The sequence below is a fragment of the Microbacterium sp. OR16 genome, from assembly GCF_047306725.1.
Lineage (GTDB): Bacteria > Actinomycetota > Actinomycetes > Actinomycetales > Microbacteriaceae > Microbacterium.
Genome location: NZ_JAZEXK010000001.1, coordinates 2,047,352 through 2,058,234, shown reverse-complemented (window position 1 = coordinate 2,058,234; position 10,883 = coordinate 2,047,352). Strand labels below are relative to the sequence as shown.

Here is a 10,883-nt window from a genome sequence, read left to right as displayed (position 1 = left end):
GGCGCTCTCGCGCCGCAGTCCCGCCATGCGGCATCGGTCCGCGGAATCTCCGCACTCGCCGGAACGGCTCCCCGAGCAGCGTTCAGCCGGCCTGCGCCGGCAGCAGGGCCGCCATTCGCAGACCGATGTCGACGAGCTTCACCCGCTGCAGCGCGGTGACCTCGTCGAGCGTGAACCAGCCCGCCATGTCGGTCGAGCCGTTCTTCTCGAAACGAAGTGCGCCGCCCGTGATCTCAGCGCGGTAGACGATCCGCAGGGTGTGCAGGGGCACCTTGTTCTCGTCGCGGCGCACGCGACGAGAAGCCGGGATCACCCGGGAGTGGATGCCCAGCAGCGCCGTCGTCTCGATGCGGAATCCCGTCTCCTCACGCAGCTCCCGCCGCACGGCGAGCTCGGGATCCTCGCCCTCTTCGAGTCCGCCGCCGGGGAGCGTCCACGCCACGCGTCGGCCCTCGACCCATCGGGCCAGCAGCACGCGGCCGCCGTCGTCGGTGACGATCCCGTAGGCGGCGACGCGCAGGTCCATGCACTCACAGTAGTCGGGGTGCCGCCGGCTGCGGGTCAGGCTGTCTCGACCGGCTCGATGTGCTCTTCGGTGAGCAGGATGCCACCGCTGGTGTTCGCGGAGTTCGACAGCTCGCTGAGCCACTGCTGGCTCAGATCCGGGGCGACGGGCTCGTCGAAGCTGAAGCGCAGGGGGATGGAGGGGTGCAGCCACAGCGTCGATCGTCCCGAGCCGTCCGGATGGCGCCATGACAGCGTGAAGCTCTCGTTGCGACGCAGCTTGAGGGCGATCACGACCTTGAGGTGCGCGAGCGTGCGATCGTCGACCTCGATCGGATCGGGTGAATTGCCGTAGTAGATGAATCCCATTGGTGCTCACCGTACGAGGAACGCCCGACCGCTGCATCCGCATGCGTCACCGAGCGACGCCGAACGCACGTGCTGTTCGTTCTCTGACCGCTCCGGGCCGGTCAATGACCCTGCAGGGTGTCCTTCGCGGACCGACCGTACGTCTGCCGATACAGGGAGTTGAAACGTGAGCTGTTCGCGAACCCCCATCGTCGTGCGATCCGCGTCACCGACTCGTCGGCGCCGCCGTCACGCAGATCGCGGTGTGCGCCGTCGAGGCGAACCCGGCGCAGGTACTCGGTCGGAGTGGTGTCGATGCCGCGCCGGAACGCGTACTGCAGCCCGCGCGTCGAGATGTGCACCGCCGCGGCGACGTCGTCGACGGTGATGGGCAGGTGGGCGTGCTCGTCGATGTACGTGAGCGCTCGACGCACGGTCGCGGCGCTGTGGCCGCCGCCGTCGCGAGCGATCGCCGACGAGAAGGTCGAGGGGAAGCAGCTGAGGATGCTCGTCAGGGCGTGACGGATGAGGCCGGCCTCGATCAGCTCGTCTTCCGCGCCGTCCAGCGCCATCGCCGAGGTCAGCAGGTAGTCGAAGGCGCGAACCCATTGACGCGCCGCGAGGTCCGAACAGGGGTGCACCGAGGTCACGCGCAGCGACAGCAGCTCGTCGCCGGTGACACGGCGTGCCAGTTCCTGCGCGCCCACGCGGTCGAGGATGAGCGCTGAGACCTCGGCCGTGCCGTTCCACTCCGCCTCGACCTGGGCGCTGTCGGTGGCCCAGGGCATCCCCGGCTCTATGATCGACCGGCGCGTGCGCACCTCGCTGTCGGCGGCGACGAGTCGGCTCGCGAACAGCTGATCCTCGGGCTGCACCCGGGAGTGCACCTCGGCGGTGAGCGAGTACCGCACGATCGCGACGTCGCGGAGTGTCGCCGATCGCCAACGGAATGCGAAGTTCTCGGGGTCGATGCGCAACAGCGACGCCGACGGAACGAACGTCTTCCAGATCTCCTCGACGTCATCGACGTCGTCGGAATCCATCCGCAGGATCTCCGCCACGAAACCTCCCGTCCCCACCCTCGGAGTCGTGCTCCGCGCACCCTTCAGAATAATCGGGGATGCCCGTCTGCGCCCGGAACGACGGCCTCGGCGCGCGCGTGGCGTCAGTCGCGCACAGCGATAAGCGCTCTCTCGAGCCGCGCCACCGCGGCATCCACGTCGTCGAGTTTGTCGAGGCCGAACAGTCCCACCCGGAACGACGAGAAGCCCTCCGGCTCGTCGCAGTGCAGGGGCACGCCGGCGGCGACCTGCACGCCGTGCTGCCGGAACGCCGCGCCGGTTCGCAGCTCGGGATCAGCGGTGTGCACGACCACCACGGTCGGCGAGGCGAAGTCCGGTGCCGCGACCGACGGCAGCCCGTGCTCGGACAGAAGCGCGCGCACGCGGGCGCCGAGCTCGATCTGGGCATCGCGCAGCGCGTCGAAGCCGCGCTCGCGCGTCTCGATCATCTGCCGCAGGTTTCGCGCGATCGTGTCGGTGGGCATGGTCGAGTGGTACCCGGCCGAACCGTCCCGGTAGGCGTCTGAGATGCTGAGCCAGCGGCCCAGATCGAGAGCGAAGCTCGTCGCCGTCCCGGATGCCACCGCCCGGCGTCCCTCGCCGCTGAGCATCACGTAGCCGACCCCCGGCGACCCGCTCCAGCCCTTCTGCGGCGCGGAGAGCAGCACATCGACCCCGAGGTCGCGCATGTCGACCCACATCGCACCGGAGGCGATGCAGTCGAGCACGAGCACGCCGCCGACCTCGTGCACGGCGTCGGCGAGCGCGCGGACGTAGTCGTCGGTCAGGATGATGCCCGCCGCCGTCTCGACGTGCGGCGCGAAGACGACCTCGGGGCGCTTCGCCCGGATGGCCGCGACCACCTCGTCGATCGGTGCAGGGCTCCATGCCGCCCGCACGTCGTCGCCGTCTGACCGGGCGAGGCAGACGGTGATGTCGGATGCCACGCCGCCCATCTCGAGGATCTGCGACCAGCGGTACGAGAACAGCCCGTTGCGCACGATGAGGGCGCGCCTGTTCGTCGCGAGGTGGCGGGCGACGGACTCCATCGCGAAGCTGCCCCCGCCGTTGACGAGCGCGGCGCTGTCGGCGTTGTACGCCTCGCAGAGGATGTCGATGGTCTGCTGCATGATGCCGACGAACCTCTGCGACATGTGGTTCAGCGACCGGTCGGTGAACACCACCGAGTACTCGAGCAGTCCGTCAGGGTCGATGTCAGCGTGCGGCAGCGTCATGCGTCCACCCTGCCACTGTCGCGTGTGGAGGAAACAGGGCTTTCCGTGAAGCGGAAGAAAGCCCCGGCGATGCCGGGGCTTTCGATCTTGTGGAGCCTAGGAGATTCGAACTCCTGACATCTTGCTTGCAAAGCAAGCGCTCTACCAACTGAGCTAAGGCCCCCCACGGTGCGAGCACCGCGGTCAATAATACATGCCGCCGGGTTCGAGACCGCAATCGCGGCCGGCGGCCAGGGCATCCGCGCGTGTCGGGGGACTGCCGGCACCGAGGTCAAGTCCCTGTCGGTGAGCGTGCGTCGGGCGGATGCTGGCGACATGGATCCGGAGATGACGGCCGACGGTCACCACATCATCGTCGACGGACGGCGGTGGCGGGCGACCGACCCGTCGATCCCCGACTCGTTCCGGCAGGAGCTGGTCGACGAGCTCATGTCGGCGCGACGCGCCGTGAAGGCGGGGGAGAGCGACGCCCGACGCCGGGTGAACGATGCGAAGACCGCCCTCGGCGAGAGGGGAGCGCCCTGGTGGGACGATCGTTCCGGCGCTGACTTCGACGAGCGCATCGCCGCGGCCGTGAGGGCCCTTGTGCGCAAGCGCCACTCGTCGTCGATCTGCCCGAGTGATGTCGCGCGCACGGTCGGCGCGCAGTCGTGGCGGTCGATCATGGACGACGTGCGGCGCGTCACCGCTCAGCTGGCGGACGAGCGGCAGGTGATCGTGACGCAGAAAGGCGAGCCGGTGCAGATCGGCGATGCCCGCGGACCGGTGCGCATCGTGCGCGGCCCCGAGCTGTGAGAACGAGGCCTATAGCCTGAGAACGAAGAAGGCCCCGCCGGAGCGGGGCCTTCTTCGTCGTCTTGAGTGGGGCTACCAGGACTTGAACCTGGGACCTCTTCATTATCAGTGAAGCGCTCTAACCGCCTGAGCTATAGCCCCGTCAACCTCCAAGACTTTACCGGATATTCCTGCGCAAAAGCGAATCGAGCCCGGCCTGCGCGCAGGCCGGGCGTTTCGGATTCACTCCCCGCTGCCGCCCGGGCGCAGAGTGGCGGATCCGGCGGAGACATTCCCCGTGATCCGATGTCTGCTGTCACTGCTCTGATCGAGACTGCTGTCGAGGGATCCGGCGCTCACCTCGCGGCGCAGGTCGTACTCCTGGTCGGGCAGAGTGAGGTCGAGAGCTCCGGCCGAGACCGTGAAGTCGACGCTGTCGGGCACGCTCGTGAGCGTCGAGACCACGCGACCGGCGCTGATCCGGTACTGTGCCTGCTCGACTCCACGCAGCTCGACATCGGCGCGGCCGGCGTTCAGCTCGATGTCGAGCGCGCGAGCATCCCCGGCCAGCGCGAGCGACCCGGCGTTCACATCGACTCCCAGATCGGCGAATTCGCCGGTGACGTCGAGTCTGCCGGCCTGCAGGGTGAGCTCGGCATCCACTCCCTCCAGAGCGAGCGGCAGCACGAGGGTCGCCCGCTCGTCGCCTCGCAGCCAGTTCGGACTCCACCAGTCGAACCCGCGATCGGGGCCGCGGACTTCCAGCCGGCCGGCATCCGCACGCAGCGTCCACCCTCCGGTCGATGCGCCTTCGACTCGCAGCTCGGCGTCATCGACGTCGTCGAACAGGATCCGCATGTTCGCTCCGCCCACTTCGACGTCGATCGAGCTCACGCCACCGACATCCGTCGTGAGCTGCCCCGACTGCGGACCGATCTGCTGCAGCCCGGTGACGGCGGCGGATGCCGCGGAGCCGAGCATCACGGCTCCGCCGAAGGCGGCGACCACCACCGTGATCGCGCCGATGCTCTTCTTCGTGCCGCTCATCGCAGCCCTCCCTGGTCGTTGCGGCCGGCGTCCGCCGAACCGTGGTTCTCGATGTGAGCGAGTGCGGCCAGCACCCGCCGGTTTCCGTCTTCGGGCTCAAGACCGAGCTTCTGGAAGATCGCGGTGATGTGCTTCTCGACGCTCGCCTCGCTGAGGAACAGCATCCCGGCGATGGCGCTGTTCGATCTGCCCTCTGCGATCAGTGCGAGCACCGTGCGCTCGCGTTCGGTCAGTCGCAGCATCCGCTCATCGCGGTTGCGGCGGGTGAGCAGCTGCGCGACCACCTCGGGGTCGAGCACCGTGCCGCCCGCCGCGATCCGCTCGACCGACTCGACGAACTCGGCCACATCGGCCACCCGGTCCTTGAGCAGGTAGCCGAGGGCCCCGCCCTGCGTCTGGCCCGTCTGCGCGGCGATGAGGTCGCTGGCGTAGCGCTCCTCGACGTACTGCGAGAGCACCAGGAGGGGAAGCGTCGGCCGCGCTGCTCGGATGGCGAGCGCCGCGCGGACGCCCTCCTCGGTGAATGTGGGCGGCAGCCGCACGTCGAGAATGGCCAGGTCAGGGGCGGAGGCCGTGACGGCGTCCATCAGGCCGGTCGTGTCGGGCAGCGCCGCGACGACCTCGTGACCGGCGTCGTCGAGCAGGCGGACGAGGCCTTCGCGCAGCAGAACGGAGTCCTCGCAGATCAGGATGCGCATGGCACGCTCACCTCCAGGCTGGTCGGGCCGCCCACAGGGCTGTCGAGGCGGAAGGTGCCTCCGGCGGCGAGCACGCGGTTCGTGATGCCGTCGAGGCCGCCGCCGGGCTGCACCTGAGCACCGCCCATCCCGTTGTCTTCGACGCGCGCCCACAGGCCTCCGTCGCGGCTGCGCACGACGACGCGGCATTCGCTGGCTCTGGAGTGCTTGGCGGCATTGGTCAGCGATTCGGCGATCGCGAAGTAGACGGCGGCCTCGGCATCGCGGCACGAGGCGCCGGCGCCGGTCGCCGAAGGATCGATGCGCACGTCGAGCTGCACCGGGATGTGCGAGCGCCCGGCCAGCGCCGAGAGGGCGGCGTCGAGACCGCGATCGTCGAGCACGGAGGTGTGGATGCCGCGGGCGAGCTGCCTGAGCTCGGTGATGGCCGCCTTCGTCGAGGTGTGCGCCTCGTCGATCAGCGACTTCGCGGTCGCCGGGTCGGCGTCGATCTTCTGCTTCGCAAGTCCCAGGGTCATTCCCACCGACACGAGTCGGGGCTGCACGCCGTCGTGCAGGTCTCGCTCGATGCGGGTGCGCTCGAGTTCCGCCGCGCGCACCGCACCGGCGCGCTGCGCACTGCTCGTGCGCACCTGGGCCGTGAGCTCGGCCTCGCGGCTGGGGATCACGAGTGCGCGGCTCAGCACGCGGTGCAGCAGGGCGAGGCCGATCATGCCGGCGAGACCGGCGATGAGCCCGACGATGCCGACCAGCGGCGCCCACTCGACGGCGAGATAGCTGCCGAAGGGGCCTTCCACGCTGCCCTCGGACGACAGGGGGGCGAACGCGAAGAACACCGACCAGATCACGCCCCAGAACAGTCGCAGCACGATCGTGCCGAGGATGCAGGCCAGCACGAAGTTGAGCATCGTGCGCCACATGCGCCCATCGACCGACTGCCGTGCGAGGTTGCGCAGCCACCCGCCGAAGCCGGGCTTCGTGCGCTCCCGCCAGCGCAGGTCGGCGACGTCGACGCCGTAGAGGCCCGCCACGCGACGCACCTCGAACCACGAGACGCCGTAGATCGCATAGACCGCGCCGACCAGGAACAGCAGTCCGATGCCGAAGACGAAGAGCAGCGCCAGACCGACGCCGAGCACGACGCTGAGCGCCGTCAGTGCTGCCGAGCCGACGGCCCCGAGCGCGGCCAGCTCGAGGATGGTGAGGACGATGCGCAGCGGCGGGCGGGGGACGCCCGTGTGCGGAAGGTACGCCGCGGGCGCCGGCGGCGGCGGCGCGGCCTCAGGGCTGGGCGGTGCCGGGGGAGTCGGATTCGTGGTCATGACTCAAAGCTACGGTTCCCCGAAGCGTCCCGACATGGAGGCAACCAGACATCCACGTTCGGGTTTTCCCTACCCGCCGTGCGGCTCAGGCGTGGTTCAATGGCAGCATGAGCGCATCTGACGCGATACACGACGCAGAACCGCACTCGGGCGGCACGGGCCAGCGACTGAACTGGCTGCGCGCCGGCGTTCTGGGCGCCAACGACGGGATCGTGTCCGTGGCCTCTCTCGTCGTCGGCGTCGCCGGTGCCACCACCGACAACGCCGCTCTGCTGGTCGCGGGTCTGGCGGGGCTGGTGGGTGGTGCGATCTCGATGGCGCTGGGGGAGTACGTGTCGGTCAGCAGTCAGCGCGACACCGAGCGCGCGCTGATCGCGAAGGAGAGCGAAGAGCTGCGCACCATGCCGGAGCAGGAGCTGGCGGAGCTGGCCGAGCTCTACCGACAGCGCGGGCTCAGCGAGCAGACCGCTCGGCAGGTGGCGATCGAGCTCACCGAGCACGACGCGCTCTCGGCTCACCTCGAAGTCGAGCTCGGCATAGACCAGCACGACCTGGTGAACCCGTGGCACGCGGCGATCTCGTCGGCGATCTCGTTCACGATCGGGGCGCTGCTGCCGCTTCTGGCGATCCTGCTGCCGCCACCGGACTGGCGCGTGCCGGTCACGTTCGCCGCCGTGCTTCTCGCCCTGGCCGCGACGGGTGTGATCTCGGCCCGGGTGGGCGGTGCCTCGGCGATGCGGGCATCCGTGAGACTCGTGGTCGGCGGGGCCATCGCCCTGCTGGTCACCTGGCTGATCGGCACCCTGCTCGGCACCACGGGGGTGGTGTGAGTGCTCGAGACATGGGAAGACCCCCGGCCACGACGTGGCCGGGGGTCTTCTCGCAGAAAGACTAGTTCGACATGAACCCGACGAGCAGACCGCCGGTCACCTTCACCGCCAGGTTGTAGATACCGGCGATGACCGCGCCGAGCACCGTGAACACGATCAGATTCAGGATCGAGACGACCGCGCCGAAGGCCATGATCTGAGGGAGCCCGATGAGGCTCGACAGATCGATGGCTCCGTCGGTGAGCGTGTCGAGGATCTTGCCGACCTGCGCGATGACGTTCGTCGCCTGCAGCACGAGGTACACCAGGAAGAACGAGACCATGGTCACGATCGCCAACGCCACCGCTCCGAGGAACGACAGCTTCACGGCCGACCAGAAGTCGACGTAGACCAGACGCAGGCGCACCTGCTTGCCCCCGGTCTTGCGCGTGGACTTCTTCGCCAGCTTGTCAGCGACTGTACTCATCTATCGGTGCTCTCTTCGGATCAGGCTTCGGGGGTGTCAGCGGGTGGCGTGGCGGGCTCGGAGACCTCGATCTCGCCGAGAGACTCGTCATCCTCCTCGATGCCGCGCTCGCTGTTGCGTGCGACGGCGAGGATGCGATCGTCGCCGGACATGCGGGCGAACACGACTCCCATCGTGTCGCGACCCTTGGCCGGCACCTCGGCCACGGCAGAGCGTACCACCTTGCCGCTGGAGAGAACCACCAAGACCTCGTCGTCCTCGGAGACGATGAGACCACCGGCGAGAACGCCCCGTTCGTCGCTCAGCTTGGCGACCTTGATGCCCGTTCCACCGCGCTTCTGCACCTTGTACTCGGCGACGGTGGTGCGCTTCGCGTACCCGCCGTCGGTGACGGTGAAGACGAAGGATTCGTCGTGGACGACGGATGCCGAGAGCAGGCAGTCATCGTCGTCCCTGAACTTCATGCCCCGCACGCCCTCGGTCGCGCGGCCCATCGGTCGCAGCGCCTCGTCGGTGGCGTGGAAGCGCACCGACATTCCCTTGGCGCTGATGAGCAGGATGTCCTCATCGGAGTTGACGAGCTTCGCGCTGACCAGCTCGTCGGTCTCACGGAGTCGGATGGCGATGACGCCGCCCTGGCGGTTTGTGTCGTAATCGCCGAGGCGGGTCTTCTTCACCAGTCCGCTGCGAGTGGCGAGCACCAGATAGTCCTTCGCCTGGTAGTCGCTGATCGCGAGCACCTGGGCGATCTTCTCGTCGGGCTGCAGCGCGAGCAGGTTCGCAACGTGCTGACCCTTCGCATCGCGCCCCGCCTCGGGCACCTCGTAGGTCTTGGTGCGGTAGACGCGACCCTTGTCGGTGAAGAACAGCAGCCAGTGGTGCGTGGTGGTGACGAAGAAGTGCTCGACGAGATCGTCGGCGCGCAGCTGCGCGCCCTTCACTCCCTTGCCGCCGCGGTGCTGAGAGCGGTAGTTGTCGCTGCGCGTGCGCTTGATGTATCCCTCACGGGTGACGGTGACGACCATCTCCTCGACGGGGATGAGGTCCTCCATCGACATGTCGCCGTCGAAGCCGTGCAGGATGTGCGTGCGACGCTCGTCACCGAAGCGGTCGACGATCTCCGTGAGCTCGTGACGCACGATGTCGCGCTGACGTGCCTCGGTGGCGATGATCTCCTTGTAGTCGGCGATCTTCAGCTCGAGCTCGGTGGCCTCGTCGATGATCTTCTGCCGCTCGAGTGCGGCCAGGCGACGCAGCTGCATCTGCAGGATCGCCTCAGCCTGGTCGTCGTCGATATCGAGCAGCGCCTTCAGGCCCTCGCGCGCCTCGTCGACCGTGGGCGAGCGGCGGATCAGGGCGATGACCTCGTCGAGTGCGTCGAGCGCCTTGAGGTAGCCCTGCAGGATGTGCATGCGGGCCTGCGCCTTGCGCAGCCGGAATCCGGTGCGGCGGACGATGACGTCGAGCTGGTGGTCGAGCCAGTGGGTGATGAACCCGTCGAGGCCGAGCGTGCGCGGCACGCCGTCGACGATCGCGAGCATGTTCGCGCCGAAGTTCTCCTGCAGCTGGGTGTGCTTGTAGAGGTTGTTCAGCACGACCTTCGCGACGGCGTCGCGCTTGAGCACGACGACGAGGCGCTGACCGGTGCGGTCGGAGGACTCGTCGCGGATGTCGGCGATGCCGGTGATCTTGCCGTCGCGGGCCAGGTCGCCGATCTTCACCGCGAGATTGTCGGGGTTGACCTGGTACGGCAGCTCGGTGATGACGAGGCAGGTGCGACCCTGAATCTCCTCGACCTCGACGATCGCGCGCATCGTGATCGAGCCGCGACCGGTGCGATACGCCTCGTGGATGCCCTTGGTGCCGAGGATATGCGCGCCGGTGGGGAAGTCCGGTCCTGGAACGCGCTGAATCAGACCTTCGAGAAGCTCCTCGCGGGGGAGCTGCGGGTTCTCGAGCGCCCAGAGCGCGGCGGCCGACACCTCGCGCAGGTTGTGCGGGGGGATGTTGGTCGCCATGCCGACCGCGATGCCGATCGAGCCGTTGACGAGCAGGTTCGGGAACCGCGCGGGCAGCACGTCGGGCTCCTGAGTCTGCCCGTCGTAGTTCGGCGAGAAGTCGACGGTGTCCTCTTCGATGTCGCGCACCATCTCGAGCGCGAGCGGAGCCATCTTCGTCTCGGTGTACCGGGGAGCGGCGGCGCCCATGTTGCCGGGGGAGCCGAAGTTGCCCTGCCCGAGCGCGAGCGGGTAGCGCAGCGACCACGGCTGCACGAGGCGCACGAGGGTGTCGTAGATCGCGGTGTCACCGTGCGGGTGGTACTGACCCATCACCTCGCCGACGACGCGCGCGCACTTCGAGAACGACTTGTCGGGGCGGAAGCCGCCGTCGTACATGCCGTACAGCACACGGCGGTGCACGGGCTTGAGTCCGTCGCGCACGTCGGGCAGCGCGCGACCGACGATGACCGCCATCGCGTAGTCGAGGTACGACCGCTGCATCTCGGACTGCAGGTCGACCTGGTTGATGCGGCCGTGCTCGTGGCCCGCGGTGATGTCGGGGCGTTCTTCGTCAGTCATGTGTGTTCTTTCGATACCG

General features: G+C 68.5%; 11 protein-coding genes and 2 tRNA genes. 2 read left to right on the top strand and 11 right to left on the bottom strand.

The features are described 5' to 3' along the window. Positions 1-82: 82 nt before the first annotated feature. The 5 genes from V2S05_RS10015 to V2S05_RS09995 form a co-directional block, all read right to left on the bottom strand. Positions 83-526, bottom strand: coding sequence for an NUDIX hydrolase (locus V2S05_RS10015; RefSeq protein ID WP_313480181.1), 444 nt, complete (start codon positions 524-526; stop codon positions 83-85). Between the two features lie 35 nt (positions 527-561). Next, on the bottom strand, positions 562-873 hold the full coding sequence (locus tag V2S05_RS10010; protein WP_413635004.1) for a hypothetical protein: 312 nt from the start codon (positions 871-873) through the stop codon (positions 562-564). Between the two features lie 101 nt (positions 874-974). Beyond that, entirely contained in the window at positions 975-1,913 is a 939-nt protein-coding gene (locus tag V2S05_RS10005; protein WP_271639003.1) for a helix-turn-helix transcriptional regulator, read from the bottom strand. Positions 1,914-2,017: 104 nt separating this feature from the next. Continuing rightward, on the bottom strand, positions 2,018-3,148 hold the full coding sequence (locus V2S05_RS10000; RefSeq protein WP_413635002.1) for an aminotransferase class V-fold PLP-dependent enzyme: 1,131 nt from the start codon (positions 3,146-3,148) through the stop codon (positions 2,018-2,020). Positions 3,149-3,238: 90 nt separating this feature from the next. Further along, positions 3,239-3,311: transfer RNA gene (locus tag V2S05_RS09995), tRNA-Ala, on the bottom strand. Positions 3,312-3,316: 5 nt separating this feature from the next. Here V2S05_RS09995 and V2S05_RS09990 point away from each other — a divergent pair. After that, positions 3,317-3,943, top strand: coding sequence for a DUF3253 domain-containing protein (locus V2S05_RS09990; RefSeq protein ID WP_413635001.1), 627 nt, complete (start codon positions 3,317-3,319; stop codon positions 3,941-3,943). Between the two features lie 67 nt (positions 3,944-4,010). On the opposite strand, the gene V2S05_RS09985 is transcribed toward V2S05_RS09990, so the two are convergent. From V2S05_RS09985 to V2S05_RS09970, 4 genes are all read right to left on the bottom strand, one after another. Further along, positions 4,011-4,084: transfer RNA gene (locus V2S05_RS09985), tRNA-Ile, on the bottom strand. 81 nt (positions 4,085-4,165) lie between these two features. Further along, the gene (locus V2S05_RS09980) at positions 4,166-4,969 is read right to left on the bottom strand and encodes a hypothetical protein (RefSeq protein WP_271639007.1); all 804 of its coding nucleotides are present in this window, start codon (positions 4,967-4,969) and stop codon (positions 4,166-4,168) included. Beyond that, complete coding sequence (locus tag V2S05_RS09975) at positions 4,966-5,667, bottom strand: LuxR C-terminal-related transcriptional regulator (RefSeq protein ID WP_413634999.1); 702 nt, start codon at positions 5,665-5,667, stop codon at positions 4,966-4,968. Before V2S05_RS09975 ends, V2S05_RS09980 begins: the two co-directional genes overlap by 4 nt. Next, entirely contained in the window at positions 5,655-6,989 is a 1,335-nt protein-coding gene (locus V2S05_RS09970) for a sensor histidine kinase (protein WP_413634997.1), read from the bottom strand. The genes V2S05_RS09975 and V2S05_RS09970 overlap by 13 nt, the downstream gene beginning before the upstream one ends. Before the next feature lie 107 nt (positions 6,990-7,096). On the opposite strand from V2S05_RS09970, the gene V2S05_RS09965 reads away from it, so the two are divergent. Then, complete coding sequence (locus tag V2S05_RS09965; protein WP_413634996.1) at positions 7,097-7,819, top strand: VIT family protein; 723 nt, start codon at positions 7,097-7,099, stop codon at positions 7,817-7,819. A 61-nt stretch (positions 7,820-7,880) separates the two neighbouring features. Here V2S05_RS09965 and V2S05_RS09960 read toward each other — a convergent pair whose 3' ends face one another. Next, positions 7,881-8,285 carry a DUF3566 domain-containing protein gene (locus V2S05_RS09960; RefSeq protein ID WP_101188886.1) on the bottom strand — a complete coding sequence of 135 codons (405 nt, stop codon included), beginning with the start codon at positions 8,283-8,285 and terminating at the stop codon, positions 7,881-7,883. 20 nt (positions 8,286-8,305) lie between these two features. Further along, positions 8,306-10,864, bottom strand: a complete 2,559-nt coding sequence (gyrA, locus tag V2S05_RS09955) for a DNA gyrase subunit A (protein WP_413634995.1) — start codon at positions 10,862-10,864, stop codon at positions 8,306-8,308. Between the last annotated feature and the right edge of the window lie 19 nt (positions 10,865-10,883).

What these genes read in the sequence shown, in the direction of transcription:
- V2S05_RS09980 (WP_271639007.1), bottom strand. Translation starts at nt 4,969, where the DNA reads ATGAGCGGCACGAAGAAGAGCATCGGCGCGATCACGGTGGTGGTCGCC.
- gyrA (WP_413634995.1), bottom strand. Translation starts at nt 10,864, where the DNA reads ATGACTGACGAAGAACGCCCCGACATCACCGCGGGCCACGAGCACGGC.
- V2S05_RS10010 (WP_413635004.1), bottom strand. Translation starts at nt 873, where the DNA reads ATGGGATTCATCTACTACGGCAATTCACCCGATCCGATCGAGGTCGAC.
- V2S05_RS09970 (WP_413634997.1), bottom strand. Translation starts at nt 6,989, where the DNA reads ATGACCACGAATCCGACTCCCCCGGCACCGCCCAGCCCTGAGGCCGCG.
- V2S05_RS09975 (WP_413634999.1), bottom strand. Translation starts at nt 5,667, where the DNA reads ATGCGCATCCTGATCTGCGAGGACTCCGTTCTGCTGCGCGAAGGCCTC.
- V2S05_RS09960 (WP_101188886.1), bottom strand. Translation starts at nt 8,285, where the DNA reads ATGAGTACAGTCGCTGACAAGCTGGCGAAGAAGTCCACGCGCAAGACC.
- V2S05_RS10000 (WP_413635002.1), bottom strand. Translation starts at nt 3,148, where the DNA reads ATGACGCTGCCGCACGCTGACATCGACCCTGACGGACTGCTCGAGTAC.
- V2S05_RS10015 (WP_313480181.1), bottom strand. Translation starts at nt 526, where the DNA reads ATGGACCTGCGCGTCGCCGCCTACGGGATCGTCACCGACGACGGCGGC.
- V2S05_RS09965 (WP_413634996.1), top strand. Translation starts at nt 7,097, where the DNA reads ATGAGCGCATCTGACGCGATACACGACGCAGAACCGCACTCGGGCGGC.